Origin of the sequence: Gordonia sp. ABSL11-1 (assembly GCF_030315685.1) — a bacterium.
Classification (GTDB): domain Bacteria; phylum Actinomycetota; class Actinomycetes; order Mycobacteriales; family Mycobacteriaceae; genus Gordonia.
Window position 1 is genome coordinate 1 of sequence record NZ_JASXSI010000039.1, and the last position, 25,409, is coordinate 25,409.

The window sequence follows — 25,409 nt, forward strand, 5'->3', positions numbered from 1 at the left end:
TTCACCGACCTCGACACCACGCCGCAGTCCGGGCAGGCCATCGTCGGCGGTCAGGGAGTGCTGAGCGACATGAACGCCGTCTTCTCGTCGACCTGGCACGGGCTCGGCGGCGCGAACATGGGTACCGTCTGCGATCTCGGCGGGCGGGTGCGGGAACAGCGTGGCTCTACGTGCTCGACGGCGCACTCATCCCGGGCAACACCGCGGCGTGCAACCCCTCGATGACCATCGCCGCCGTCGCGGAGCGCGCGTTGGACGATCTCGTCCGCGACGACGTGGGATCGATCATCTGACGGTGACCGGCGCCATCCACACCCCGACGAGCGCATCGACCAGGAAGTCGCAGATGTCGGCCCAGGAGTTCGTCGTCGCCCCGGTGGCCACCGCGCGTTCGTGATCGGCCAGAGTCCACAGGATCATGTTGCGCGCCATACTGTCCCGCGCTTCGAGAACCGGCGCGGGCAGCGGCGGCAACGAGCCGTAGAGGCCGGTGAGCACCGACATCAGTCCGTCGGAGTCGGTCGCGTGGTCGTAGAGCATCGGCCAGAACTTGGGGTCCGTGGTGATCTGGGCGCAGAAGCGGGTGAAGTGACTGGGCGTGCCAGCGACGCCAGGTAATCCGTCTGCGGACGGACCAGACAGTCGATCCAGTCGCGGACCTCGACGCGGGGCCCGAGCTTGTCGACGATGTCGTGACGTCGGGGCTCGATCGCCGCGTTGTGGAACGCGAAGATCGCGCTGACCAGTTCCGGGCGGCCGCCGAAGTGATAACCGACGGCGTAGTTGTTGCCCTGTCCGGCCGCCTCGCTGATCTGATCTGGCGGTTGGAGACCGTCGCGACGCCCTGCTCGGCGAACAGACGTTCCGCGGTGGACGCGATGCGGCGGCGGGTCGCTGCCACCTGCTCACTGCGCACCCTGGCCATTCTCGTCCTCTCCCCGGCTGCCGCCGACGTGCGTGACGGGCTCGGGTGTCAGTCTCATGCCGACGCGGAGTCCGATGGTGGCGCGCTACGGTTGGGCGCATGCGCTTCGGAATGTTCATCCCGCAGGGCTGGCGTCTCGACCTCGCCGGCATCGCACCCGCCGACCAGTGGTCGGTGATGTCGTCGCTGGCGTCGAAGGCCGAGGACTCCGGCTGGGATTCGATCTGGGTGTACGACCACTTCCACACCGTGCCGATGCCCACCGACGAGGCCACCCACGAGGCATGGAGTCTCGTGTCCGCGTTCGCCGCGACCACGTCGCGAGTGGACATCGGGCAGATGTGCACCGCGATGAGCTACCGCAACCCGATGTACCTCGCCAAGGTCGCCGCCACCGCCGATCTCATCTCCGGTGGCCGCGTGCAGATGGGTATCGGAGCCGGCTGGTACGAGCACGAATGGCGCGCCTACGGTTACGGTTTCCCGTCCGCGGGGGAGCGGCTCGCGCGACTCGACGAGGGCGTACAGATCATGAAGCAGGCGTGGGAGACCGGGCGAGCCACCTTCGCCGGCACCCACTACCGCGTCGACGACGCGATCTGTGCGCCTCAGCCGGTGAGCGGTCGGATTCCGTTCTGGATCGCCGGCGGAGGTGAGCGCAAGACCCTGCGGATCGCTGCCCGGTATGCCGACTACACCAACTTCGACGGGACACCGGAAGGCTTCGCGCACAAGTCGACGGTGCTGCGAGAGCACTGTACCGATCTGGGACGGGATTTCGACTCGATCGTCCGTTCCGCCAACTACAACGTGGTCCTGGCGGAGTCAGATGCGGAGGTGGAGCGTCGACTCGAGGCCCTCGAAGAACGACTCGCCCGCCACGTCGACCCGGCCGCCGCGACGGCGAGCATGGGTGCGTTCCGCGGGATGCCCGCCGTGGGCACACCTGATCAGGTGATCGAGAATCTCACCGGAGTCCGCGACAGCGGTTTGTCGTACGGCATCTTCTATTTTCCCGACATCGCCTTCGACACGAGCAGTCTCGACCTGTTCGTCGACAAGGTCATGCCCGCCCTGCGGTGAGATCTTCTCGTCGGTGATGCGGCGTTCGGCGGGACGGATCGGTCATGCGGTGACCGGCGTCATAGCCTCCGGAGCCGGCGCGCCGCCTCGGCGATGACGTCGTCGCGCTTGCTGAACGCGAATCGCACCATGTGTCGCCACGGTTCGACGTCGTCGACGAAGGCGCTCACCGGAACTGCCGCGACGCCGATCCGTTCGGGCAGCATCCGGCAGAAGGTGGCCCCGTCGTCGACGCCGAACGGACGGGGATCGGCACAGACGAAATAGCTTGCCTCGCTGCGGTGGACGACGAAGCCGGCCTCGGACAGCGCAGCCGACAGCAGGTCGCGTTTCGCGCCGAGACCCGCCGACGACGCACGGACCCAGTCCATCTCGTCGTCGAGGGCGCCGGCCACGGCCGGCTGGAACGGCCCGGAACCCACATAGGACATGAACTGTTTGGCGGACCTCGCCGCGGTGACGAGTTCGGCCGGACCGCTGACCCACCCGACCTTCCAGCCGGTGCAGTTGAATGTCTTTGCGGCGCTGGAGATGCGCAGTGTCCGCTCCCGCATGCCGGGGAACGTCGCGAGCGGCCGGTGTACCCGACCGTCGAACAGCAGGTGCTCGTAGACCTCGTCGGTCACCGCGATCACGTCGTGTTCCACACAGAGCCGGGCGATCTCGGCGAGGTCGTCGTCGGAGAGGACGGTCCCGGTGGGATTGTGCGGCGAGTTCACCAGGATGACCGACGTCGCGGGTCCGAAGGCGTCGGCGAGGCGGGCGCGGTCGAGTCGGAAGCCGTCGCCGTCGGCGACGAGGGGAACCGTGCGACGCACGCCACCGGCCATCGCGGCGGTGGCCGCGTACGAGTCGTAGTACGGCTCGATCATCACGACCTCGCGACCCGGCTCGACCAGTCCGACGATCGATCCGGCGATCGCCTCCGTTGCGCCGACGGTGATCAGCACCTCGTCATCGGGGTCGTAGTCGAGCCCGTAGTGACGCTGCTGATGTCGCGCGACCGCGTGCCGGAGCGCGGGGACGCCGATCCCGGGTGGGTACTGATTGTGTCCGTCGGCGATCGCCCGCTGCGCGGCCGCAAGCATGGATGCGGGGCCGTCGGTGTCGGGGAAGCCCTGGCCGAGATTGACGGCATCGTGCTCGAGGGCGAGGGCGGACATCTCGGCGAAGATGGTCGTGCCGAAGGGGCGGAGGCGGGAAACGGTGTGCACGAATCCAGGCTGACACACCAGGATGTCATTCGGGCGGACGCATGATGCCCGCATCGCACCTTTCGGGACGGTACGATCTGCGCCTATGAGTACGCCGCCGGTACCACCGAATCCGGATTCCCCGCAGAACCCGGAAGGCCGGGACCCCGCAATTCCGCACTCTCCCAGTGAGCAGGCACCCGGCGGGCAGGGTTCCGGCCCGGGTCAGGGCAGCGGGCAGCAATCGTATCCGGGTGCCGAGCCGTACCCCGGCGCCCCGTCGTACCCGGGTGGGCAGCAGCCCTACTCCGGCCAGCAGCCACCGCCCGGCGGCCAGCAGTACCCCGGCCAGCAGCCGTATCCAGGTGCCGGACAGCCCGGGTCTCAGCCGTATCCAGGTGCCGAACACCCCGGCGCCCAGCAGTACCCGGGAGCGCAGCAGTACCCGGGAGCGCAACCGTACCCGGGAGCGCAACCGTACCCGGGCGCCCAGCAGTACCCCGGCGCTCAGCAGCCGTATCCCGGTCAGCAGCAGTATCCGGGCGCCCAGCAGTATCCGGGAGCGCAGCCATATCCGGGCGGGCAGTATCCGCCGTCCCCGCCGGCCAAGCGGTCGAACAAGAAGCTGTGGTGGGTGGTCGGCGGGATCGTCGTCGTGCTGATCGTGCTCGTCGGCGTCGGCGTGTTCCTGACCCGTGATTCGGTGACCGACTCCGACGACGTCGCCGTCGGTGACTGTGTGACCGTCAGCGGCACGCAGAGCGACGACAACATCACCGCGAAGAAGGCGGACTGCACGTCGCAGGGCACGTTCACGTTCTTCGTCGCGCAGAAGGCGACCGGGGCCACCTGCCCGAGCGACGACTACTCGCGCCTCTACTGGATGCGTGGCGGCGAGGAGACCGGGGAGCAGCTGTGCCTGGTGCCCAATCTGGTCCAGGGCGAGTGCTATCAGATCCCGACGGGTGGACTCCCCACCGCCAGCCTCTCGGACTACAAGAAGGTGTCGTGCAGCGCAACCAAGGCCGCCGGCACGGAGGTCCTGCGGGTCGAGCAGCGCACGCCGACCCAACCGTCGTGCAGCAGCGGTCAGCTCGAGGTGTTCTTCCAACTCCCCAAACCGATCGGGTACTGCCTCTCCGACCCGTCGGCCTGACCCGCTGTGATCGTCGAACCGGACGGTCCGACGGTCAGCTGGTCTGGGCCCAGACCCACTGCCACTTCTTCGTGACCGGGTCGAACGTGCGTCGACGACGATAGGTCGGGCTGCCCGGTGACGTGATGGGAGCGGCGACGTCTGCGTGTGTGATCGAGTTCATGGCGATGTCTCTTAACTCGTGAGTTGTCGTGTGTTCCACGACAACTCGACGCTGCTCGCCGATTCTTGTGACCACCTCGCCGGTGGCTGCCGACTTTCTGGGTGCGGTCGGTCAGCTGGGGGATTCCTCGCCGATCGCGGGGCCGAGCAGGTCGTCGGCATCGGTGATGCGATAGGCGTAGCCCTGCTCGGCGAGGAAACGCTGTCGATGTGCGGCGTAGTCGGCGTCGAGGGTGTCGCGGGAGACCACCGAGTAGAAGTGGGCCTGACCGCCGTCCTTCTTCGGCCGGAGGAGACGGCCGAGTCGCTGCGCCTCCTCCTGCCGGGAGCCGAACGTGCCCGACACCTGCACGGCCACCGACGCTTCGGGCAGATCGATGGAGAAGTTGGCGACCTTGGAGACGACGAGCGTCTGCAGCTCGCCGGACCGGAATCGATCGAACAACGCCTCGCGTTCCTTGTTCTTCGTCGAGCCCTGGATCACCGGGGCGTCGAGTGCAGCGCCCAACTCCTCGAGCTGATCGATGTAGGCGCCGATCACGAGAGTCGGAGAGTCTTTGTGGCGCGCCAGGATCGACTTCACGACATTGACCTTCGTGTGTGCGGTCGAGCACAGTTTGTACTTCTCCTCGGCCTCGGCCACCGCGTACTGCAGCCGCTCCTCGCCGGTCAGCGTGACGCGCACCTCGATGCAATCGGCCGGGGCGATCCAGCCCTGCGCCTCGATGTCCTTCCACGGTGCGTCATAGCGTTTCGGGCCGATGAGGCTGAAGACGTCGCCCTCGCGGCCGTCCTCGCGCACCAGCGTGGCGGTGAGGCCGAGCCGGCGCCGCGACTGCAGGTCGGCGGTCATCCGGAACACGGGGGCGGGCAGCAGATGAACCTCGTCGTAGATGATCAGGCCCCAGTCGCGGGAGTCGAAGAGATCGAGATTCTTGTACTCGCCCTTGGATTTCCGCGTCATCACCTGGTAGGTGGCGATGGTGACCGGGCGGATCTCCTTGCGTTCGCCGGAGTACTCGCCGATCTCCTCCTCGGTCAGCGTCGTCCGCGCGATGAGCTCGCGCTTCCACTGCCGGCCGGCCACGGTGTTGGTGACCAGGATCAGGGTCGTCGCGCCGGCCTTCGCCATCGCCGCGGCGCCGACCATCGTCTTGCCCGCGCCACACGGCAACACCACGACGCCGGAGCCGCCAGCCCAGAACGAGTCGGCGGCCAGTTCCTGGTAGTCGCGTAGATGCCAGTCGTCCTGATCGAGCGCGATCGGGTGGGCCTCCCCGTCGACGTAACCGGCGAGGTCCTCGGCCGGCCAGCCGACCTTCAGCAGCACCTGCTTGAGGCGGCCGCGCTCCGACGGATGCACGACGACGGTGTCGTCGTCGAGGCGTGCGCCCAGCATCGGTGCGACCTTCTTGTTCCGCAGGATCTCCTCGAGGACCGCGCGGTCGAAACTGACCAGCGTCAGTCCGTGGGCCGGGTTCTTGACCAACTGCAGCCGGCCGAACCGTCCCATGGTGTCGACGACGTCCATCAGCAACGGCTGCGGCACGGCGTAGCGGGAGTAGGTGACGAGCGCGTCGACGACCTGCTCGGCGTCATGACCGGCCGCGCGGGCGTTCCACAGCGCGAGCGGTGTCACCCGGTAGGTGTGCACATGTTCCGGCGCGCGTTCGAGCTCGGCGAACGGCGCGATCGCCGCGCGCGCCGCCGGCGCGTCGGGATGATCCACCTCGAGCAGCAGCGTCTTGTCGGATTGCACGATCAAAGGTCCATCGGTCACCCGATCCATTGTCCAGATGCGTGCAACTCCTGTCAGCCCGGCACGGACGGCCCTCGACCCCGGCCCGGGGTATGGCTTTCCCGAGTGCAGGTCAGGGGCCGTCCGCGTGCGATCTCAGCCCTTCACGCAGACCACCTGCCGCAGGTGGGCGACCACCTCGACCAGGTCGGACTGTGCAGCGATGACCGAGTCGATGTCCTTGTAGGCGGCCGGGATCTCGTCGACGACACCGGCATCCTTGCGTGACTCGACCCCGGTGGTCTGCGCGACCAGATCGTCGGCGGTGAACGTCTTGCGGGCCTTCGATCGGCTCATCCGACGTCCGGCACCGTGTGACGCCGAATAGAAGGACTGCTCCGACCCGAGGCCGCGCACCACATACGATCCGGTGCCCATCGAACCCGGGATCAGGCCGAGATCACCGGCACCGGCCCGGATCGCACCCTTACGGGTCACGAGCAGATCCAGACCGTCGATGTGCTCGGTGGCCACGTAGTTGTGGTGGCAGCTGATCGGATCGTCGAAGCGGACACCGCGGTCGGCGAAGGTCTCCTGCACCGCGGCGCACACCAGCGCGAGCATCACCCGGCGATTGCGTGCCGCGTAGTCCTGTGCCCACTCGAGGTCGTGTCGATAGGCATCCATCTCCGGGGTCCCGGCGAGGAACACCGCGAGGTCGCGGTCCGGCAGATCGGAATTGTGCGGCAACCCCGCTGCGATCGACATGTGCCGATCGGCCAACTCCTTGCCGATGTTGCGCGACCCGGAGTGCAACATGATCCAGACTGCCGGGTCCGGACGATCGCCATCGGATGCGGTGACGTCCGGCTCCTCGATGCAGATCTCGATGAAGTGGTTGCCACCGCCGAGCGTGCCCAGCTGCTTGTGCGCACGCGAGTCGAGCTGCCGCACACCGCGATGCAGGTCGCCGAAACGCTCCCAGAAGTTTCCCCAGCCGCCGCCGACCCGAAGCGGACGCAGGTTCAGCGGCTGGTCGTGGGAGTGGAACCCGACCGGGACCCTCGCCTCGATCGCCGACCGCAGACCGGACAGGTCGTCGGGGAGGTCGCCCGCCACGAGGTCGGTGCGGATCGCGGCCATGCCGCAGCCGATGTCGACGCCGACGGCCGCCGGGCAGACAGCATCGCGCATCGCGATGACAGAACCCACGGTTGCGCCCTTGCCGACGTGGACATCCGGCATCACGCGGACCCCGTGCACCCAGGGCAGCGTCGAGACGCGGCGCAGCTGATTGCGCGCCTCGTGCTCGATCGACTCCTCGTCGGCCCACAGGAGGGTCGACGCCGAGGCGCCCGAAAGGGGAACGGGGAAAACGGTGTTCATGATTCTTCCTGGATTGTCGGGGTGTTCGTGCCAGGTCACCGTACGTGCAGAGTGATGGGCGGTCGAGGGATTTACGTGGGGTGTGGTCCGTGGTCTCGATACGGCGCCTCGCGCCGGAGCGCTCGGCGCCTACTCGACCAGCGGTGGGGAACAGCGGAGCGAGCGCGCGTTTCGAGATCGACTCGCGCACCACGCGTCAGCCCTCCAGCAACTCCACACTGGTGATGCGGTGCAGCGAGAACCGTTGTTCCTCATCGGTTCCCGCGTCGACCGCGATGAGTTGACCCGCGCCGAGCGTTCGCGGTGTCACCACGTGACGGCTCGCCGATCCGTGTGCGTCCACGTAGTCGACGCGCAGGCGCCGGTTCACCCGTAACGCAAGCTGGATGAGGGCCGTCGCGGACTCGCCACCGCCCGCGGCGCGGACCGGGGCCGCCGACATCGCCGACGACGCGGGCCGCGCCGACGCCGCGCGATCATGCGACCGCATGCGACTCACCACCGAGATCAGCTGATCCGGGGAGGGCACCGAGCGACGCGCCTGCGGCTGCCGTCGCTGCCGGGCGACGGTGACCCGGCTCCCGCGTTCGCGCAGATCGACCAGCGTGCCGGACGAATCCTCGCCCGCCGGGGCGAAGCCCGCCGCGCGGAGCTGCTCCAGGACCTCGCGCACATCGGCCTGGGAGACCGCGACGGTCGGGGCCAGGGCCCGCAGCGCCAGATGCTCGGCGGCCGGGCTGCGCAGGACCGCCGCCAGTGTCGTCGGATCCTCGCAACGGATGAAGGCCGTCGCCACCCCGACGCGTAGCTGACCGTGTTTACGGGCGACATCCTCGATCAGATAGGTCAACGACTGCGGTACCGGCGTCCGCGAGTGCGTGGTGAACATCGTCACGAGCTCACTGCTGCTGCGACCGGCGTCCAGCGCCCGTCGGACGGACTCCTCCGAGACGCGATACACCGATGCTGCGCCGCCGGATTCGAGATCGGCGACGAGTTCCACCTGCTCGGCCAGTTCGGGCGTCATCGGGCCCGGGACGGTGAGTGTCAGGTCGGCCTGGGTGAGGAAGTGATCCACCGGTTGGGGGAGCGCGGAACGCATCGCCGACAACACGGTCGCCTCGTGGCCCCCGTCGTCGGTGTCGCCGATCGCTGCACGGCCCACCCGCGTCAGCGCGCCGTGGGCGACGATGCCGAGTTCGCGGGCCTCGCGCACGGTCTCGTCGACGACACGTCGCGAGTATCGCCGGATGTGCCGCGGATGGTGCCAGTGCACCGACGCGACGAGCGCGTCGGTGTCCACCGGTATCGCCGGTCCGGCGTCCTCGAGCATGTCGAGGATCACGCGCCGCTGGATCGGTGCGTACGCGTCGTGCAGCTCACCCGACAGCGCCGCGTAGGCGTTGCCGTCGCGGTCGGGTTCGCCGACCTGCCAGGCCCGGCGGGGCATCTCCAGCCATGCCTCGACCAAGGCGATCCATTGCCGCTCGGGAGCTTGATGCAGCCAGGTGTCGGCACCCGGTGTCGGTGCGAACGCCAGTTCGCCGGTGTCCGACGGCGGTGGGGGATCGGGGAATCCGGCGTCGATGAGGCGCAGGAACGCGAGGAGTTCGGCGATGAACGCGACCCGCCGCTGATCGAGGCCCGTCACCTTCGCCAGACGACGCAACTCCCGTACCCCGAGCGCGCCGCTGCGCAGCACCGACGCGGGTGTCGCGCCGAGGGTGCGCAGAACCGTGGTGGCATGCCGGATCAGTTCGAGGGCCTCGCCGCCGGCGGCATCGTCGATCGCGGCGGCCGAGAAGCGACGGCGGGCCGAGCTGTCGTGCAGTGCGGGCGCCCGGAGGTCATCGGCACGTAGCGGTGGTTCGCCGCGCAACAGCTGCCCGACCATCGGTGGCAATTCGACGGTCTGGTCGTCGACGCGGGCCAGTAACCCGGCGGCGATGAGGCGCGGCACCGGCTGCTGCGGGTCGGCGTCGACAGCGGCGTCCCGGCTGCGGCCGAGCGCCGGTCCGCGCGACAAGGTCTCGATCAGGCCGCGTTCGCGGTCATCGAGTCCGTCGATGTCGCCCCGGATCTCGTCGGCATGACGTTCGGCCAGCGGGCCGGTCAGGTGGTGGGCCCGCCAGGGCAGCGCGGCCGGGGCATGCGCGCCGGTCTCCAGCGCGTCGTCGGGCCCCCAGATCAGAGCGCGGTCGTGCAACAGGCGGACCCGGTCGACGATGTCGCGCTCCTCGGCGCGGCCGGACAGCGCCTTCACGATGGCGGTGACGCTGGTGGGGGCCGGAATCCGCCCGGTGCCCGCGGTGCCGAGCTCGATCGTCTGCTCGAGGACGGCGACCGACAGCAGATCCAGACTCTCGCCTGCCAACGCCGACGACGCGGCCGACAGCGCACGCGACGCCAGCACACCGGTGCCGGCGGGAGGCGGCGAGGCAAGGTCCGGACGGGCGGTGAGCAACCCGACGAGTTCGTCGTCGCCGCGCAGTGCCAGATCGTCGGCCAGGCTGACGCCCTGGTCATCTGCACTCATTCGATCGATTCTACTGAGCCGGACGGCAGGGGAGGTTTCCCCGGGACGTCCGCCGAGGCCACATGGCACAATGAGCGCGTGGCTGAGAAGAAGAAGTACGTCGACAACGGCTGGCCGAAGGACGGGAACGGCGACGCCGCCGAGCACGCCGTCTCCGAGTTCGCGACCCATATCTCCGGTGCGCTGTCGCCGTTCGGTGAGGTCGAGTTCCCCCTGCCGGTGGACGACCTGCCCTACCTCCAGCCGAAGACCGTCGTCAACCGCTGATCAGGCGGTGTCCGACAACGGCGACCAGTCGAGCGGGCCGACCGGTTCCCGACTGAGTCACATCGACTCGGCCGGCGCGGCCCGGATGGTCGACGTGGGCGCCAAGGCGCGGACGAACCGTCGCGCGGTGGCGGGGGGAACGTTCCGGACGACCGCCGAGGTCATCTCCCTGCTCGCCGACAACCGGCTCCCCAAGGGCGATGTCCTGGCGACCGCCCGTATCGCCGGCATCATGGCGGCCAAACGCACCGACGAGCTGATCCCGCTGTGCCATCAGCTCGCGTTGTCGTCGGTCGACGTCGACTTCGCGGTCGCCGACGACCACATCGACGTCACCGCGACGGTGACCACCAGCGGGCAGACCGGTGTCGAGATGGAAGCCCTGACCGCGGTCGCCGTCACCGGGCTCACGCTGCACGACATGGTGAAGGCGGTGGATCGTCGGGCCTCGATGCATGACATCCGGCTCCTCGAGAAGACCGGCGGCAAGTCGGGGTCGTGGCGACGTGAGTGATCCGGCGCCGACCCGCGGACGTCCGCGGGTGGCGCGGGTTGTGGTCGCCTCCACACGCGCCAGCCGCGGCGAGTACACCGACCGCACCGGCCCGCTCATCGGCGAGTGGCTCACCGCACGCGGGTTCGTCGTCGACGAGTTGCTCGTGGTGGCCGACGGCCCGCCCGTCGGGGGAGCGATCCGGGCCGGCGTCTACGCCGATGTCGATCTGATCGTCACGACCGGCGGCACCGGTCTGTCGCCGACCGACCGCACACCGGAGGAGACCCGCGCGTTGCTGGACGTGGAGATCCAGGGACTGGCCGATGCGATCCGGTCCGCGGGGCTGCCGACGGTGCCGACGGCGGTGCTGTCCCGCGGTGTCGCCGGCGTCGCCGGTCGCACGCTCGTCGTGAACCTGCCCGGATCCACCGGCGGGGTCCGCGATGGTTTGTCGGTCCTCGACGGGGTACTCGACCATGCACTGGATCAGATCCATGGGGGTGATCACTGATGGCCGTCGTCGCACGAGCTGACCTGTCGGACAGCGTGATCGGACTGCCCGATCACGAGGCGCTCGTCGCCGCTGCCGCCCGCGGCGCGGCCGGGGCGATCGTCGGGTTCACCGGTGCGGTCCGCGACCACGACGGCGGTCGCGGTGTCACCCGACTGTCCTACAGCGCGCATCCGACGGCGCAGCAGGTGCTCGAGGACGTCGTCGCCGAGGTGGCTGCCGCAGCCGACGGCGTCCGCGCGGTCGCGGTCAGCCACCGGGTGGGGGATCTGGACATCGGCGACGTGGCGTTCGTCGTCGCGGTGGCGGCCGACCATCGTCGGGCGGCGTTCGAGACCTGCTCGACGATGGTCGACGAGGTCAAGGCACGTCTACCGGTGTGGAAGCATCAATTCTTCTCCGACGGCCGCGACGAGTGGGTCGGTTCGGCATGACCGTCGCCGACGACGGTTCGGCCCCGGAGCATGACCCGCAGCGCGACCCAGGTCGTGACCCGGAGCGTGACCCGCAGCGCAACGAGACGCCCACCGAGCGTCTGGACCGCAACTGGGCGAGCCTGTTGCAGGAACTGCGGGTGGTGCAGACCGGTGGTCAGATCCTGACCGGCCTGATGCTGACGATCCCATTCCAGGAGGGATTCGAGGAACTCACCACACGTGAGCAACGGATCTTCGTGCTGAGTCTGGTGTTCGCGGTGCTGAGCACCATCACCCTCATCTCACCGGTCGCCCTGCACCGGCTGCTGTTCCGGCGCCACGCCATCGATCGTCTCGTGGACCGTGCGCACCGGCTGACGCTCATCGGCATCACGTTCCTCGGCCTGGCGCTGACCGGAGTGGTGTCGGTCATCTTCGACATCGCCTTCGGCGGGTGGGCGGCGCTGGCCGCGGCGATCATCGCCGTGGCGGTGTTCCTCGTGATGTGGGTGGCCCTGCCGATGCGCGAGCGCCGGCATCTCGCCGACGACCCGCACGGCCGTCCCTGACGTCTGCGTACCGGGTCTCGATCAGGCGACCGACCCCGACCATGGACAAGGGCCCCGCACGGGCGTGATGCCGTCGTGCGGGGCCCTTCGACTATGGGCCCGGAAGGGCGAGGTCAGCGCCTCACTCAGGGAGTGGGCAGCTGATCCTTGTGCTGGTTGAACAGCGCGATCTGATCCGGGTTCAGCTCGTAGCCGGTCTTCTTGGCAGCCTCCCAGAGGTTCTTGACCTCGGGGGTGATCTTGTTGTTGTCGGCGGCCTGGTCGACGGCCTTGTCGATCTGGCTCTTCACGTCACCGGTGCTCTTGGCCTCCGGGGTCGCGGACCAGTTGAACGGTGCCGGCAGCTGCGGGAGCTGCGGGAGTGCGGGCTTCTCGGCCGGTGCGGTGCGCGGGGTCGAACCCGACAGCCCGGTGCCGCAGACGGGCCATGCGCCCTTGCCCTGGCCGGCGAGCACACGCTCGGCGACGACGATCTGCTCCTGCTTGCTGGCCTGATCGGCGCTCGGCGCGAACTCGGTGCCGCCGTGGCCGGCCCAGGTGCTCGGGCTGAACTGCAGGCCACCCTGGTAACCGTTGCCGGTGTTGATGGCCCAGTTGCCGCCCGACTCGCACTGGGCGACCTGGTTCCACTCGGCGTCGGTGGCGGCGTTGGCCGAGCCGGTGCCCAGCATGGCTGCTCCGCCGCCCAGGACGGCACCGGTGAGGGCGACCTTGGCGAGGGTCTTGGTGGTCGTGGTGGTCGTCTGCTTGCGATGACGTCCGGACATGTCAGGTGTTTCCTCTCTCCACGCGCCTACGAAGTCAGCTGTCGGGTTCGGGCGAGAGGTGCCCGGGCACGGCCTGGCATGGTGTCCATGCCGTGTCTTAACCCCAAGGACATCCGAAGATGTCCGGTCTCTACGAGGGTGGGTCCCCCGTCCTCGCTCCTAGATGTCGTACTGGCGTCCCGTGACGGAGCGAGGTTCGGCGCGGCCGACGGAACGTTATGTATGTGGTTACTGATCTGTGACCCCCGAGGGCGTCGTTCGATCACACTACGACGTCTGCGAGCACGAATCACGTTGTTGGCAAGCCTCTTTTCGAGGCTTGAGTGGGGCTTTCGACCCACATGTGACGTCATCCCTGCTCACGGGGCGATAGTCGACTTGTGTCCTTCTCGTTATCGTCCCGTTATGTGAGGAAGCTCACAGGCCGATTGTGGCGTCAGCCACCGGCAAATGGCGGCAGGACGTCGACGGTGTCGCAGCGACCGAGCCGGGCGTCGCGGTCACACAGGGCGATCGAGTCGCGCAGATATGAGCACCGGGCCAGCACGCGTTCGAGATCGGGGTTGCCCGCGGCGAGGAATGCTTCGAGCTGGCCGAGGGTGGCGTCGGAGTCGACGTCGACGACGGCCGACTCGGCGCCCGCGGCCGCGCGCGCGGCAGCGAAGTACCGGATGGTGAGTCGCATCCGCGCTCAGCCCCCGATGGCCGACATCGGCCGGTCCGGTTGATGGAAGTCGGGATCGTTCACGCCGTGGCCTGCGGCCTTGGTCCAGACGTTGCCGCGCCAGCGCCGGGCGATGGCGTCGTCGATGTCGGCGTCCGGCAGATCGCCACGCAGGATGCCGCGCAGGTCGGTCTCGGACTCGGCGAACAGACAGTTGCGCAGGGCGCCGTCGGCGGTGAGCCGGGCGCGGTCGCAGTCCCCGCAGAACGGGCGGGTGACCGAGGCGATCACGCCGACCCGCGCGGGCTCGCCGTCGACGTCGTATCCGTCGACCAGCCAGGTGGCCGCCGGGGCACTCCCACGCGGACGCGGGTCGGGGAGCAGCGTGAAGTGCGATCGCAGGACGGTCAGGATCTCGTCGGCGGTGACCATGGACGACCGGTCCCACCGATGATCGGCGTCGAGCGGCATCTGCTCGATGATCCGCAATTGGTAGCCGTGATCGAGGCAGAAGCTCAGCAGGTCGGGCAGCCGGGCGAGATCCTCGTGGGCGGCCAGCACGGCGTTCACCTTGACCGAGCGGAGTCCGGAGTCGCGTGCGGCGGCGAGTCCGGCGAGGACGTCGTCGAGGCGGTCGCGCCGGGTGATCACGGCGAATCTCTCGGGATCGACGGTGTCCAGCGACACGTTGACCCGGCCCAGGCCGGCCGAGACGAGGCCGTCGATGCGGCGGGCGAGGCCGAGGCCGTTGGTGGTCATCGCGATCTCGGGCCGTTCGGGGAGTCCGGTGACGGCGTCGATCAGGTGCTCGAGGTCGCGACGCAGGAGTGGCTCACCGCCGGTGAAGCGGATCGACCGGATGCCGAGATCGCGCACGGCGACCGTCATCACCCGGATGAGTTCGTCGGTGCTCAGCACCTCGTCCGTGGGCAGCCAGTCGAGTCCTTCGGCCGGCATGCAGTAGGTGCAGCGCAGGTTGCAGCGATCGGTCACCGACACCCTCAGGTCGGTGACCACGCGGCCGAAGCGGTCACGTAGCGGACCGTCGGACGGCGTGTCCGGCGGTGCGACCGGGACCGTGGAGCCGGTGGTGGGCAATCCGAGCGCGACGACGGTCACGACTGCCCCCGCAGGGCTTCGAGTGATCGAAAGGTGCTGGCGTGGAACACGAGTGGCTCGACGCCCGGGTCGTATCGGAGTGATTCGATGCGCAACAGCACGAGGGTGTGGTCGCCCGCCGGGATCTCGTTGTACAGCGAACACGACAGACTGGCGGCGGCGTCGGGGATGAAGACCGCGCCGTCGTCGGTGCCGAACGGGGTGATGCCGGCGAACCGGCCCGCACTCGGACCGGCGAGCTGACGGCACAGATCGGACTGATCGCGGGCGAAGACACTCACCCCGATGGCCGGCGCCGACCGCAGACGCGGCCACGTCGTCGACGTGTTCTGCACGCACAGGGAGACCAGCGGCGGATCCAGCGACACCGTCGTGAACGCGCTGGCGGCCATGCCGGCGAGCACGGGCGAGCCGTCGTCGTCGGCGACCCGGCACGCGACCGCGACGACGCCCGACGGGAAACAGCTGTACGCCCGCTTGAGCACCTCGGCATCCGTGGCGGGGGCGAGGTCGTCGGCGGCGACGATGACCGATTCGAGCGTCATCGTGTCCGCCGTCCCGAACGCAGTGCGAAGACGATGCCGAGGACGAATCCGAGCGGCGCACACATCGTGAGCAGGTAGACGACCGTCGGTGCGGTTCCGCCGTCGGTGACCAGCGGTGTGACGAACAGCGCCACGATCGCGGCCAGTCCGACCGCGAACACCACCCCGGCCGCCTGCAGCAGTCGCGGGGACGATTGCCTCTTCATGCTTTCCACGGTAGAACACCTCCCCCAGCGGTGACGTACGCCGAGGGTGAGGTATTCCACGTGACCGTCGTCGGCGCCGTTGGTTAGACTTGGTGCCCATTGGCGCCTGGATCATCTGACATGGAGCCGGGTCCGCTCGACGGACCAGCCGAAAGTCAGGTGAGGGGCGCTTTTGTCATGGAACTCCGATGCACAGATGAGGGTGAGCACAGTGCCGACCGGCAAGGTGAAGTGGTACGACGCGGACAAAGGTTTCGGATTCCTCGCGCAGGACAGTGGGGAGGACGTCTACGTCCGCTCGTCGGCCCTGCCCGAGGGCGTGGAGGGGCTCAAACCCGGTCAGCGCGTCGAATTCGGCATGGCCGCGGGCCGTCGCGGACCCCAGGCCCTGTCGGTCACCGTCCTCGACCCTGCCCCGAGCGTCGCGAAGAACACCCGTGAGGCCGCCCGCAAGGAGACCAAGCGCCACACTCCCGACGAATTGCACGGCATGGTGGCGGACCTGATCACCCTGCTCGAGGGGACGGTGCAGCCGGAACTGCGCAAGGGTCGCTACCCGGACCGCAAGACGTCGCAGCGGATCTCCGAGGTCGTGCGCGCGGTCACCCGCGAACTCGAGCGCTGAGGTCGCGGGGTCGGGCCGCCGCGGGGCCGGCCGATCCCGCGGACCCGCTCAACCCCGGCTCAACTCAGGTTCAACCCCGTTGCGCCGCAGGCATCTGCAGGTTGTCGGGGGTGGTGTTGGCGGCGAGGAACCCGCGCGCGATGACGTTGTCGGTTCCCGCGTCGGCCACGGCCGACGGCACCTGCACCTCGACGTTGATCAACACGCGGTCCGGTGTCGACTGCAGGACCGTGGTGTAGGTCGAGTTCGACCGCATCGGCACGGACGTCCCGTCCGGTCCGTTCGGCGTCAGATATTGCACGACCAGGTTCCACGGCCACTCCGCGATCCCCTGCGAGACCGACAGCATCACCGTCTCGCCGACGGGTACCGGCACCCGCTGGATGCGCATGTCGGTGAGCTGCTCGGGCTCACAGTTCTTCAGGAAGACATCGCACATGCGGGTCGGGTCGACCCGGATGAGTCGGTCGCCGACGGCGAGCTGCAGATACATGTCGTCGTGCGACGTGCTGTCCTCGGACCACGAGTCCTTGGTGAGGAACACCACCGTGCCGCCGACGACGACCACGAACGCGACGACGACCGCCGCGATGACGGTGAGTGCCTTCTTCTCTCCACTGTTCAGATTCACGTTCTAGGGCTGTCCTGTGTGGTCGGTGTGATCTCGGTCGGAAGGGATCCGGTCGGTGCGTGGCCGTCCGGCGGGCATCTGCCGCGTCGAGGAGGCTCCGCGCCGGCCGTCGGCGGCCGGATGTGCCCGCGTCGCGGCCTGCGACGGTGGGACGTGGCCGGATCGGCGCGTCACGCGGTCGGTGTCGCCGAGGTGGATCGCGACCGTCGGCTCGGCATAGTCGGGGCGCTGTCCGCCGATACCCGGTATCAACGACGACCCTCGCGTGGTCAGCACGGTCTGGAGAAGTCCGATGCCGAGCAGCACGGCGACGACGGTGAAGCCGATCCACAACGTCGGCGGGAGAAGAACGCCCAGGCTCGCGCCGAGCACCCACCCCAATTGCAGCACCGTCTCCGACCGTCCGAAGGCCGACGCGCGTGATTCCTCGGGTAGGTCGTCCTGGATCGACGAGTCGAGGCACACCTTGCCCACGGCGCTGGTGCCGGACGCGACGAACGCCGCGACCGTGGCGATGACGATGTTGCCGAAGATCGCGGCGAGCGTGGCGACGACGAAACATGCGGCGGTGCACCACAGCACGATCTGCGGCGGATTCTTCAGCTCCAGGCGCGTGCCCAGACCGTTGCCGATCATGTTGCCGACACCTGCCGCCGCGCCGACGGCGCCGAGCAGGACGAGCTGGGTCCAGTCGGAGTGCACGTCTTGCTGGGCCTTGGCATAGAACGCGATGTAGAGCGTGAGGAAGCCGGTCAGAATCCGGATCGTGGCGTTGCCCCACAGTCCGGCGACCACCTTGCGACCCAGCGGCTGCCGCATCTTGGCGGCGATCGCGGTCGCGGTCTCGCGGGCGCCCCGGAGCCCGGTGCCGCCCGCGTCGTCGCGGGGCGGGCGTGCGGCAGGTTCACCGTGGTAGGTCAATGTCGTCGGTATCTCACCCTCGGTCACCTCGACCCACGACGGGATGCGCATGCACAGATACGCGCCGACGGCGGCGATCACCGCGAGCCATGCCATGGCGCCCGGGATGTGGATCGGCAGCACCTTGGCGAGGAGGAGTTCGAACAACGCGGCGACACCGCCGCCGATGATCGTTCCGCCGATCAGGCCGAAGGTGGTCAGGCGGGAGTTCACCCTCGGCAGATCGATGCTCGGCGGGACGACGCGCGGTGTGACCGCCGACTTCAGCACCCCGAACGATTTCGACAACACGAGCAGCCCGAGCGCACACGGATAGAGCACCCACGGGTCGTACTGCAGCTGCTGGGCGGTCGAGTCCCAGGAACAGTTCGCCATGATCAGCAGGGCGAGGACGACCCGGAGCCCGAACGTCGTCGCCATCGCGATCCGCCGACCGTGCTGCAGGCGATCGAGAAGCGGCCCGATGAGCGGTGCGATCAGTGCGAACGGCGCGATGGTGAGCGCGAGGTACAGGCCGACGCTCGTCTTCGACTCACCGGTCGCCGCAGCGAAGAACAGAGTGTTCGCCAACGCGACGGCCATGGCCGCGTCGACGGCGAAGTTGACGATGACCGGCAGGGTCAGCGCGGTCAGCCCCGAGCGGTCGGCACCGTCGGCGGTGGCGGCCTGATAGATCTTCCCGATGCCGCGGCCGGTCAGTTCCCGACTGCGCATCGCGGCGACCCGGGCGACGGTGATCTTCTTCGGGACACCGCGCTCGCCTGGTACGTCGGTCGGCATTGCGCGGGTGCCGCCGAGGTGCTCGGTGGCGGCGTCGGGATGGCCGTCGTTGTCGAGCGGCGGCAGGTGCGGATTGTGTGTGCGCGGCGGTAGGTAGGCGTGGTCGGCGGGACCGCGGCCGGCGGGGCGGCCGGTGGGACGGCGCGATGCCCCCGGTGGGATGTGCGCGGTCCGGCCGTCATCGGCTGGATAGTTTGCAGTCTCCGGATGCTGCCGGTGGTTGCGGCGGTCGTCGGCCGGCCCGGCGTCGCGAGGCGTGCCGCGGGGGTCGGGCCCCGCCGGTTCGCTCTGCTCCCGCCACGGAAAGCGGGGACTGGGTCGGTTCACATCGCCAATTGTTCCTCATCGCCCCGACTCGGTGTCGGCACGGCCGTCCCGCGCGTGCCGGTGGTGACCTCGCTCACGACCGGCGGACGTGAGCGCGACGAATCCGTGCGCGGGAGACCGCAAATGACGGGTCGGTGCCGCGCAGGTCACGCGGTGTTGCACACTGGACGGGTGACTCTTGCATTCGATGCCGACCGGCTGCGTGCCGCCGTCGACGTGGCGCGCGCGGCGCTCGTCGAGGACGGCCAACATCCGGGCGCGCACCTGGAGAGCGCCACCGAGGGCGAATGGGCCGTCGCCCACTACTTCGAGGCCGGACTCGCCGGTTATCGCGGCTGGCAGTGGTGTGTCGTCCTCGCGGGTGCACCGGACACCGACGAGATCACGGTCTCCGAGATCGTGCTCCTCCCGGGCGAGGGATCGTTGCTCGCACCGAGTTGGGTGCCGTGGAACGAACGCGTGGCCCCCGGCGACCTCACTCCGGGCGACGTCCTGGCCGCCGAGCCCGACGACGCGCGTCTGGTGCCGAACCAGATCGACACCGGCGACGAGTTCCGCTTTCCCGCCGACGACGAGCCGAGCGACGATGACGACGAGGAGATCGGGCAGGTCGCGGGTGAACTCGGTCTGGGCCGACGTCGGCTGCTGAGTCGGGAAGGGCGCGACGAGGCCGCGCAACGGTGGTACGACGGCGATTTCGGTCCGCACGCCGACATGGCCGTCGCCGCCGCCTACAGCTGCGCCACGTGCGGCTTCTATCTTCCACTCGCCGGTGCGTTGCGACCGGCCTTCGGGGTGTGCGCGAACGAGTATTCGGCCGACGGTCACGTGGTGGCCGCCGACTACGGGTGCGGGGCGCATTCCGACGTCCCGGCGCCCAAGGGCGAAGGCTCGCCGGCCTACGACGCCTACGACGACGGTGCATTGGAGATCGTCAGCGTCGGCTCCGTCGGCGACGCGACCGCCTGAGGCGACCCGACACGGTGAGTGCCACCGACGAGGCCGGTGCTGCCAGGCGGGCCGCCGCTGATCCCTTCGGTCTCGCCGCGTTGTGTTCGGCCACGCTCGACACCTGGCGCACGTCGCCGACGCGGTTCGCCGAGGACGTCGCCGCCGAGACCGATCTGGTGACGGTCGGCTACCGCGACCGCCTGTTCACCGAACTCGCGGCCAACGCAGCCGATGCCGCCGCGGCCGCCGGTGTGCCGGGGAGACTGGTCATCTGGGCCGCCGACGACGCGGTACACGTCGCCAACACCGGGGCGCCATTGACCGCCGACGGCGTCCGATCTCTGCTCGCCCTTCGGGTCTCGGCGAAGACCGGTACGACCGACGCCCCGCACGTGGGACGGTTCGGAGTCGGCTTCACCGCGACCGCGACCGTCGCCGACCGCGTCGAGGTCCGGTCCACGACGGGATCTATCGTGTTCGACCGCGCCCGATCCGTCCGGGCCGCCGCCGATGCCGGGGTCGATGTCGCCGACGATGGTGTGCCACCGCTGCTCCGGCTCGCCTGGCCGGTCCCGGACATGCCGCACGACGATCTCGACACCGAGATCATCCTGCATCTGCGGGACGGAGTGTCCGCCACTGCCCTCATTGACCTGGCGCGCACGCAGGCGGCCGATCTGCTCCTGGAACTACCTGCTCTGGAACAGATCTCGGTGGCGGATGCGATCACCTCGATCCGACGGGAACCGTTGTCGGCGACGACCGCGACCGTCGTCGTCGAGTCCCGGGTGGATGGGCGCACTGAGCCGCGACAGTGGGTGGAGTCGTCTCACGACGGCACCCGATGGCTGGTCGAACTGGGCCCCGACGGGCCGCTCATTCCCGACCCGAATGTGCTGTGTGCGCCGACGCCCACCGACATCGAGCTGTCGTTGCCGGCCCGCGTCATCACCGATCTACTGCTGACCCCGGACCGGCGACATCTGCATCCGGACGCCGGCATCGTCACGGCCGCAGCCGGTTACAGCGAGCTCATCGCGGCGGTACCGGCGTCGTGGCGGCCCGAGCTGATCCCGACACACGCCGACACCCGCAACCGCGACGACGGTGCTCTGGTCGATGCCGTGATCGACGAATTGCGTTCCACAACTTGGCTTCCCGCCGCCGGCGGAGAACTCGTCGAGGACGAGACCGCTGCGCGAGACCTCGTGCCGAGCCGTTCCGTCGTGTTCGGTGACCTGACTGTCGAGCTGGCCGAGGTGCTCGCCCCCGTGATGGGCGACCTCGCGCATCCGGATGTGTCCGAGCGGCGGCATCTGGCCCGGTTGAGGTCGGTGGGTGTGGCGGAGATCGGGCCGGCCGACCTCGCCGAGCGGCTCGTCGGCCTCGATCGCGACCCGACTTGGTGGCGCGCCCTGTACGAGGCTCTCTCGCCAGTGGTGACCAGCGCGTCGGACGTGGAAGAGCTGGGGGCGCTGCCGATTCCGCGCGCCGACGGGCGGATGAACATCGGCGCGCGGGGGCTGTTCGTGGCCGACACCCTCGACATCCCGATTCGCTGGGTCCCGACTCTGCACGCCGATGCCCGCCACCCACTCATCGAGCGGCTCGGCGCCGAGCCGCTGTCGGTCGCCGTCGCCCTGTCCGATCCCGCCCTCGAACAGCTCATCGACGACGTCGACGACGACGAGTTGGCCGAGGTGGCCGACGAGGTGTTCGCGCTCTTGGCCGCGGACCCCTCCGCGGAGGTGCCGGAATGGTTGTCGGGCATGCCGATCCCCGACCGGGACGGTTCGCTGCGCCCGGCCGACGAGCTGCTGTTGCCGGACAGTCCGCTGGCCGCGGTCCTCGTCGACGACTCCCCGTTCGGCGTCGTGGCCGACGATCTCGTGCGGAGGGTGGGGCCGGACGTGTTGCGGCGCATCGGGGTCGGGTGGGGATTCCTCACCGTCGTCGACGACTTGCCCGTCGGGCCGGACCACGACCTGCCCGACGAGGACGAGTGGTGGTCGTCGGCGGCCGACCCGCCCGATCGTCTGGTCGCGGTGCGCGACCTCGACCTGGTCGCCGATGACCGATGGCCGGAGGCGCTGACCCTGCTCGCGACGGACGAGACGCTCGCCCCGCTGCTGGCCGACCGTGACGGCTACACCGCCTGGTGGTTGCGGCACCACGCCGTCGTCGACGGACATCGACTCGCCTGGTATCGATCGCCGTCCGACGAACACCTTCTCGGTGTCCGCGACGCACTGGATCACCCGTACGCGGACACTCTCGCTGCGGCTCTCGGCGGCCTCGTGATCGAATCGTCCGACGACGCGAACACGATCCTCGCGCACCTCGGTGATCCGCAGCGCACGATCACCCCGGGAGTTGCGGCGTCGGTCTACGGTGCCGTCGTCCGCGCTGCCCGCGACGGCGTCGTGAGAGCGTCGGAACTCGATGTGCCGCAGTGTGTTCGGGCATTGTCGGGCGATGCGGTGGAGGCGGCCGTCGTCGCGGACACCCCGTGGATCCTGCAGGTGCTGGCCCCGGATGATGCCGTCCTGGCCGGTGCGCACGTCGACCGTGACGACGCGGATCTGCTCGCCGACATCCTCGACCTGCCGACGGCAGGGGAGGAGATCGAGACCGAGGTCCGCGACGTCGGAGACGCGAGTACCGCCCACAGTTCGGAGGCGGTGGCGTTCACCGCGATCCGCGGCTCGGATCTTCCCCACGGAGAGGTCCGGCTCCACGACGAATTGTGGGTGGTGGTGCGGCGCAACGGTGTGCGTTCCGAGATGCGGGTCGACTGGTGGGTCGACGGACGAGGCGTCACGCACCTGCCTCGGAGGTCGACCGGGCATCGATCCCGACCATGAGGATCGACGCCAGCTCCCGGTAGGCGTGTGCGTCGTCGAGGCCGGTGGCGGCGGCGACCTCGCGACGTTGGATACGACTCATCATCGAGGCCGCGAGATCGGCGGCGAACGATGCGTTGACGTCCCGGAAGTCGCCGCCGGCGACGCCGTCGGCGATCAGCTCGCTGACGCGGCGAGCCGCGGCCTGTGTGTTCCGCTCGTACAGTTCGCGGGTCGGCGCGTAGGCGTGCAGGTCGGTCATGAACTGCTCCGAGGCCGGGGCGAGTGCGTCGCCCACCGCGATGAGGTAGGCGATGACCTTGGCGCGGGCCCCGTCGGTGGCGGAGACGTTGCCCTCCACCTGCTCGGTGGCGACCCGGAAAAAGTGCGTCACCGTCTTGACGACGAGCTGCTCCTTGCTGCCGGCGAGGGTGTACAGGGTGGACTTCGAGCAGCGCAGCCGGGCTGCCAGTTCCGCGACGCCCAGGTGAGCGAAGCCCTCCGCGAGCAGGAGTGTCACCAGCGCGTCGAAGAGATCACCTCGTCGGGCCGTGGCGAACGCGGTGTCGTCGGTCATGGCACACATAGTACTGTGAGGGGTACTTCAGTACTGTTCCAGTTCCCTCGGAGGTTGTGTCATGCCGGTCGACCGATTGCTACCCACCGATGAGGCTTGCGACCTCATCGCCATGACCAGGGACTTCGCGGACAAGCGCCTGGCAACCATCGTCGACGATCACGAGAAGCGCGAGACCTATCCCGAGGGACTGTTCGCCGAGATGGGCGAGGCCGGCTTGCTCGGTCTGCCGTATCCGGTCGAGTGGGATGGCGGCGGGCAGCCCTACGAGGTGTATCTGCAGGTCCTCGAGGAACTCGGCGCGCGGTGGGCGGCGGTCGCCGTCGCCGTCAGCGTGCACGGACTCGCGTGCCACCCGCTCTACAACTTCGGCACCGAGGAGCAGAAGCAACGCTGGCTCCCGGATCTGCTGAACGGGCGACTCGTCGGTGCCTACAGCCTGTCGGAGCCGCAGGCCGGGTCGGACGCGGCGGCCCTGTCGTGCCGTGCCGGCGCCATCGAGGGCGGGTATCGGATCAACGGCGCGAAGGCCTGGATCACCCACGGCGGTGTCGCCGACGTCTACAACCTCTTCGCCCGGACCGGCGAGGGATCGAAAGGCATCAGCTGCTTCCTCGTGCCCCGTGACACCGACGGACTGACCTTCGGGAAGCCGGAGGAGAAGATGGGTCTGCATGCCGTGCCGACCACCTCGGCCAGCTACGACGACGCATTCGTCGACGAGGACCGGCGTCTGGGCGCGGAGGGGGAGGGCCTGAGCATCGCGTTCTCCGCGCTGGATTCCGGTCGGCTCGGTATCGCCGCGGTCGCAACAGGTCTGGCGCAGGCCGCACTCGACGCCGCCGTCGACTACGCCCAGGAACGAACCGCGTTCGGCCGCAAGATCATCGACCATCAGGGTCTGGGTTTCCTCCTGGCCGACATGGCGGCCGCCGTCGACTCCGCCCGCGCCACCTACCTCGACGCCGCCCGCCGCCGCGATGCCGGCAGGCCCTACTCACGGGCCGCCGCCACGGCGAAACTCGTCGCCACCGACACCGCGATGTCGGTGACCACCGACGCCGTGCAGGTGTTCGGCGGGTACGGCTACACCCGCGACTTCCGGGTGGAGCGGTACATGCGCGAGGCCAAGATCACGCAGATCTTCGAGGGCACCAACCAGATCCAGCGGCTGGTCATCGCCCGGTCGCTCGCCGCGCGCTGAGCGGGAACGGTCGGTAGGTGACCCGAAGAGCCGGACCATCAGCTCGTGGCGTCGGGGTCGTAGCGGAACGCCCGGCGCTCACCCCGACGAAATGACCGGGAGCCGAGTGCCGCGAGAACCCAGAGCGGCCGTGGGACACGCTGTTTGACGATCGCGCGGTGGTCGTCGTCGAGGCCCTTCAGCATCCACGGGGCCAGCCGCAACGCATCGGCGAGCGACGAGTCGTCGCCGAACTTTTCCTCCAGCTCGACCCACTCCTCGACGCTCAGTCGGGCCTGGATGAGCGTCAGCGCGTCACTCTCTTCGTGGGCCAGGTGGGCGGAGAGGTGAGCGTGGGTGTCGCCGAGGACCGTTGTCAGGTCGGCGCGGTCGGTGTCGTCCGCGCCCACCGCCATTCGAGCGAACCCGGCATCGCACGCCTCGAGCAGCGGGTCGATCAGGCCGTGCTCGGATTCCATCGCGGCGAGGATCGCGCGCTCGTCGGCGGTGCTGCGGTCCTCCAGTTGCGGCCAGATCCACGCGTCCTCCCCGGCGTGGTGGTGATGGAGGATCTCGCGGAAGATCGACCATCGCTTCTGCAGCGCACGCCAGGTCGCGCGATCCGCCGACGGCGTCCGCGGCACGCAGCGGGCGAAGTCCGCGAGATCCCGCCGGAAGCCGTGGTGGGCAAGGTACATCATGAACGGGTCGAGCGGACCGTCCGGAGCAGCGAACTGTCCGGGCAGCCGCAGCTGCTCGACGGTGCCGGCGGGTGTCGCGGGGCTGGTCTGTGCGGTCATCTTTCAGGCCTTTCTCGTTCTTCGGGCTGTCT

Annotated in this window: 26 protein-coding genes, 1 pseudogene and 1 riboswitch; of the genes and pseudogenes, 12 read left to right on the forward strand and 15 right to left on the reverse strand. The window is 69.1% G+C overall.

Annotation, left to right across the window (positions count from 1 at the left end):
* Positions 1-293 (forward strand): annotated as a pseudogene (locus tag QSJ19_RS25265) (GMC oxidoreductase); the annotation flags it as partial.
* Here the strand turns inward: QSJ19_RS25265 and QSJ19_RS25270 are convergent.
* Complete coding sequence (locus QSJ19_RS25270) at positions 286-540, reverse strand: hypothetical protein (RefSeq protein WP_286323804.1); 255 nt, start codon at positions 538-540, stop codon at positions 286-288. The pseudogene QSJ19_RS25265 and the gene QSJ19_RS25270 overlap by 8 nt on opposite strands.
* 484 nt (positions 541-1,024) lie before the next feature.
* On the opposite strand from QSJ19_RS25270, the gene QSJ19_RS25275 reads away from it, so the two are divergent.
* Positions 1,025-2,008 carry an LLM class F420-dependent oxidoreductase gene (locus tag QSJ19_RS25275; protein ID WP_286323805.1) on the forward strand — a complete coding sequence of 328 codons (984 nt, stop codon included), beginning with the start codon at positions 1,025-1,027 and terminating at the stop codon, positions 2,006-2,008.
* Between the two features lie 59 nt (positions 2,009-2,067).
* On the opposite strand, the gene QSJ19_RS25280 is transcribed toward QSJ19_RS25275, so the two are convergent.
* Entirely contained in the window at positions 2,068-3,222 is a 1,155-nt protein-coding gene (locus tag QSJ19_RS25280; RefSeq protein ID WP_286323806.1) for a pyridoxal phosphate-dependent aminotransferase, read from the reverse strand.
* Positions 3,223-3,307: 85 nt separating this feature from the next.
* Here QSJ19_RS25280 and QSJ19_RS25285 point away from each other — a divergent pair, with 85 nt between their 5' ends.
* On the forward strand, positions 3,308-4,357 hold the full coding sequence (locus tag QSJ19_RS25285) for an LppU/SCO3897 family protein (protein ID WP_286323807.1): 1,050 nt from the start codon (positions 3,308-3,310) through the stop codon (positions 4,355-4,357).
* Between the two features lie 34 nt (positions 4,358-4,391).
* On the opposite strand, the gene QSJ19_RS25290 is transcribed toward QSJ19_RS25285, so the two are convergent.
* From QSJ19_RS25290 to QSJ19_RS25305, 4 genes are all read right to left on the reverse strand, one after another.
* Positions 4,392-4,520 (reverse strand): hypothetical protein, encoded by a 129-nt coding sequence (locus tag QSJ19_RS25290; RefSeq protein ID WP_286323808.1) that lies wholly within the window; start codon positions 4,518-4,520, stop codon positions 4,392-4,394.
* 111 nt (positions 4,521-4,631) lie between these two features.
* Positions 4,632-6,299, reverse strand: coding sequence for a DNA repair helicase XPB (locus QSJ19_RS25295; protein ID WP_353507177.1), 1,668 nt, complete (start codon positions 6,297-6,299; stop codon positions 4,632-4,634).
* A gap of 114 nt (positions 6,300-6,413) precedes the next feature.
* Positions 6,414-7,643, reverse strand: a complete 1,230-nt coding sequence (locus QSJ19_RS25300; protein ID WP_286323810.1) for an RtcB family protein — start codon at positions 7,641-7,643, stop codon at positions 6,414-6,416.
* Between the two features lie 196 nt (positions 7,644-7,839).
* Positions 7,840-10,179, reverse strand: coding sequence for a helicase-associated domain-containing protein (locus QSJ19_RS25305; protein WP_286323811.1), 2,340 nt, complete (start codon positions 10,177-10,179; stop codon positions 7,840-7,842).
* A 78-nt stretch (positions 10,180-10,257) separates the two neighbouring features.
* On the opposite strand from QSJ19_RS25305, the gene QSJ19_RS25310 reads away from it, so the two are divergent.
* Genes QSJ19_RS25310 through QSJ19_RS25330 form a run of 5 tightly spaced genes read left to right on the forward strand, consistent with a single transcriptional unit; the run spans position 10,258 to position 12,438 of the window.
* A complete protein-coding gene (locus QSJ19_RS25310; RefSeq protein ID WP_286323812.1) occupies positions 10,258-10,446 on the forward strand; it encodes a hypothetical protein in 189 nt (62 codons plus the stop codon).
* A 7-nt stretch (positions 10,447-10,453) separates the two neighbouring features.
* Positions 10,454-10,960 carry a cyclic pyranopterin monophosphate synthase MoaC gene (gene moaC, locus QSJ19_RS25315; protein WP_286323813.1) on the forward strand — a complete coding sequence of 169 codons (507 nt, stop codon included), beginning with the start codon at positions 10,454-10,456 and terminating at the stop codon, positions 10,958-10,960.
* Positions 10,953-11,453, forward strand: coding sequence for a MogA/MoaB family molybdenum cofactor biosynthesis protein (locus QSJ19_RS25320; protein ID WP_286323814.1), 501 nt, complete (start codon positions 10,953-10,955; stop codon positions 11,451-11,453). The genes moaC and QSJ19_RS25320 overlap by 8 nt, the downstream gene beginning before the upstream one ends.
* Positions 11,453-11,887 carry a molybdenum cofactor biosynthesis protein MoaE gene (locus QSJ19_RS25325; protein ID WP_286323815.1) on the forward strand — a complete coding sequence of 145 codons (435 nt, stop codon included), beginning with the start codon at positions 11,453-11,455 and terminating at the stop codon, positions 11,885-11,887. The genes QSJ19_RS25320 and QSJ19_RS25325 overlap by 1 nt, the downstream gene beginning before the upstream one ends.
* Positions 11,884-12,438 (forward strand): DUF6328 family protein, encoded by a 555-nt coding sequence (locus QSJ19_RS25330; RefSeq protein ID WP_286323816.1) that lies wholly within the window; start codon positions 11,884-11,886, stop codon positions 12,436-12,438. The genes QSJ19_RS25325 and QSJ19_RS25330 overlap by 4 nt, the downstream gene beginning before the upstream one ends.
* A gap of 125 nt (positions 12,439-12,563) precedes the next feature.
* Here the strand turns inward: QSJ19_RS25330 and QSJ19_RS25335 are convergent, their stop codons facing one another.
* The 5 genes from QSJ19_RS25335 to QSJ19_RS25355 form a co-directional block, all read right to left on the reverse strand.
* Positions 12,564-13,205 (reverse strand): transglycosylase family protein, encoded by a 642-nt coding sequence (locus QSJ19_RS25335; RefSeq protein WP_286323817.1) that lies wholly within the window; start codon positions 13,203-13,205, stop codon positions 12,564-12,566.
* Positions 13,206-13,212: 7 nt separating this feature from the next.
* Positions 13,213-13,392: riboswitch (cyclic di-AMP (ydaO/yuaA leader) on the reverse strand.
* A gap of 249 nt (positions 13,393-13,641) precedes the next feature.
* Positions 13,642-13,890 (reverse strand): MoaD/ThiS family protein, encoded by a 249-nt coding sequence (locus QSJ19_RS25340; protein ID WP_286323818.1) that lies wholly within the window; start codon positions 13,888-13,890, stop codon positions 13,642-13,644.
* A 6-nt stretch (positions 13,891-13,896) separates the two neighbouring features.
* Complete coding sequence (moaA, locus tag QSJ19_RS25345; protein ID WP_286323819.1) at positions 13,897-14,988, reverse strand: GTP 3',8-cyclase MoaA; 1,092 nt, start codon at positions 14,986-14,988, stop codon at positions 13,897-13,899.
* The gene (locus QSJ19_RS25350) at positions 14,985-15,533 is read right to left on the reverse strand and encodes a flavin reductase family protein (protein WP_286323820.1); all 549 of its coding nucleotides are present in this window, start codon (positions 15,531-15,533) and stop codon (positions 14,985-14,987) included. Before QSJ19_RS25350 ends, moaA begins: the two co-directional genes overlap by 4 nt.
* Positions 15,530-15,739: a hypothetical protein gene (locus QSJ19_RS25355; protein WP_286323821.1), complete on the reverse strand. Its 210-nt coding sequence runs from the start codon at positions 15,737-15,739 to the stop codon at positions 15,530-15,532. The genes QSJ19_RS25350 and QSJ19_RS25355 overlap by 4 nt, the downstream gene beginning before the upstream one ends.
* Positions 15,740-15,950: 211 nt before the next feature.
* On the opposite strand from QSJ19_RS25355, the gene QSJ19_RS25360 reads away from it, so the two are divergent.
* Complete coding sequence (locus QSJ19_RS25360) at positions 15,951-16,364, forward strand: cold-shock protein (protein WP_187588766.1); 414 nt, start codon at positions 15,951-15,953, stop codon at positions 16,362-16,364.
* Between the two features lie 70 nt (positions 16,365-16,434).
* On the opposite strand, the gene QSJ19_RS25365 is transcribed toward QSJ19_RS25360, so the two are convergent.
* Both QSJ19_RS25365 and QSJ19_RS25370 read right to left on the reverse strand, forming a co-directional pair.
* Positions 16,435-16,995 (reverse strand): DUF2771 family protein, encoded by a 561-nt coding sequence (locus QSJ19_RS25365; protein WP_286323822.1) that lies wholly within the window; start codon positions 16,993-16,995, stop codon positions 16,435-16,437.
* Between the two features lie 3 nt (positions 16,996-16,998).
* The gene (locus QSJ19_RS25370) at positions 16,999-19,023 is read right to left on the reverse strand and encodes an MFS transporter (protein ID WP_502876345.1); all 2,025 of its coding nucleotides are present in this window, start codon (positions 19,021-19,023) and stop codon (positions 16,999-17,001) included.
* A gap of 171 nt (positions 19,024-19,194) precedes the next feature.
* On the opposite strand from QSJ19_RS25370, the gene QSJ19_RS25375 reads away from it, so the two are divergent.
* Together QSJ19_RS25375 and QSJ19_RS25380 are read left to right on the forward strand one after the other, a co-directional pair.
* The gene (locus QSJ19_RS25375; protein WP_286323823.1) at positions 19,195-19,992 is read left to right on the forward strand and encodes a DUF3027 domain-containing protein; all 798 of its coding nucleotides are present in this window, start codon (positions 19,195-19,197) and stop codon (positions 19,990-19,992) included.
* Positions 19,993-20,006: 14 nt separating this feature from the next.
* Entirely contained in the window at positions 20,007-22,838 is a 2,832-nt protein-coding gene (locus QSJ19_RS25380) for a sacsin N-terminal ATP-binding-like domain-containing protein (RefSeq protein WP_286323824.1), read from the forward strand.
* Here QSJ19_RS25380 and QSJ19_RS25385 read toward each other — a convergent pair.
* Positions 22,792-23,394, reverse strand: coding sequence for a TetR/AcrR family transcriptional regulator (locus tag QSJ19_RS25385; RefSeq protein WP_286323825.1), 603 nt, complete (start codon positions 23,392-23,394; stop codon positions 22,792-22,794). The genes QSJ19_RS25380 and QSJ19_RS25385 overlap by 47 nt on opposite strands.
* 61 nt (positions 23,395-23,455) lie before the next feature.
* Between QSJ19_RS25385 and QSJ19_RS25390 the strand changes: the two genes are divergently transcribed.
* Positions 23,456-24,598, forward strand: a complete 1,143-nt coding sequence (locus QSJ19_RS25390; protein ID WP_286323826.1) for an acyl-CoA dehydrogenase family protein — start codon at positions 23,456-23,458, stop codon at positions 24,596-24,598.
* Positions 24,599-24,636: 38 nt separating this feature from the next.
* On the opposite strand, the gene QSJ19_RS25395 is transcribed toward QSJ19_RS25390, so the two are convergent.
* Positions 24,637-25,377: a hemerythrin domain-containing protein gene (locus QSJ19_RS25395; protein WP_286323827.1), complete on the reverse strand. Its 741-nt coding sequence runs from the start codon at positions 25,375-25,377 to the stop codon at positions 24,637-24,639.
* Between the last annotated feature and the right edge of the window lie 32 nt (positions 25,378-25,409).

Bases quoted from the DNA above. Each gene is read 5' to 3' on its own strand.
- QSJ19_RS25355 (WP_286323821.1), bottom strand. From the start codon at position 15,739: ATGAAGAGGCAATCGTCCCCGCGACTGCTGCAGGCGGCCGGGGTGGTG.
- QSJ19_RS25340 (WP_286323818.1), bottom strand. From the start codon at position 13,890: ATGCGACTCACCATCCGGTACTTCGCTGCCGCGCGCGCGGCCGCGGGC.
- QSJ19_RS25270 (WP_286323804.1), bottom strand. From the start codon at position 540: ATGCTCTACGACCACGCGACCGACTCCGACGGACTGATGTCGGTGCTC.
- QSJ19_RS25290 (WP_286323808.1), bottom strand. From the start codon at position 4,520: ATGAACTCGATCACACACGCAGACGTCGCCGCTCCCATCACGTCACCG.
- QSJ19_RS25325 (WP_286323815.1), top strand. From the start codon at position 11,453: ATGGCCGTCGTCGCACGAGCTGACCTGTCGGACAGCGTGATCGGACTG.
- QSJ19_RS25350 (WP_286323820.1), bottom strand. From the start codon at position 15,533: ATGACGCTCGAATCGGTCATCGTCGCCGCCGACGACCTCGCCCCCGCC.
- QSJ19_RS25335 (WP_286323817.1), bottom strand. From the start codon at position 13,205: ATGTCCGGACGTCATCGCAAGCAGACGACCACCACGACCACCAAGACC.
- QSJ19_RS25385 (WP_286323825.1), bottom strand. From the start codon at position 23,394: ATGACCGACGACACCGCGTTCGCCACGGCCCGACGAGGTGATCTCTTC.
- QSJ19_RS25300 (WP_286323810.1), bottom strand. From the start codon at position 7,643: ATGAACACCGTTTTCCCCGTTCCCCTTTCGGGCGCCTCGGCGTCGACC.
- QSJ19_RS25305 (WP_286323811.1), bottom strand. From the start codon at position 10,179: ATGAGTGCAGATGACCAGGGCGTCAGCCTGGCCGACGATCTGGCACTG.
- QSJ19_RS25275 (WP_286323805.1), top strand. From the start codon at position 1,025: ATGCGCTTCGGAATGTTCATCCCGCAGGGCTGGCGTCTCGACCTCGCC.
- QSJ19_RS25330 (WP_286323816.1), top strand. From the start codon at position 11,884: ATGACCGTCGCCGACGACGGTTCGGCCCCGGAGCATGACCCGCAGCGC.
- QSJ19_RS25395 (WP_286323827.1), bottom strand. From the start codon at position 25,377: ATGACCGCACAGACCAGCCCCGCGACACCCGCCGGCACCGTCGAGCAG.
- QSJ19_RS25285 (WP_286323807.1), top strand. From the start codon at position 3,308: ATGAGTACGCCGCCGGTACCACCGAATCCGGATTCCCCGCAGAACCCG.
- QSJ19_RS25390 (WP_286323826.1), top strand. From the start codon at position 23,456: ATGCCGGTCGACCGATTGCTACCCACCGATGAGGCTTGCGACCTCATC.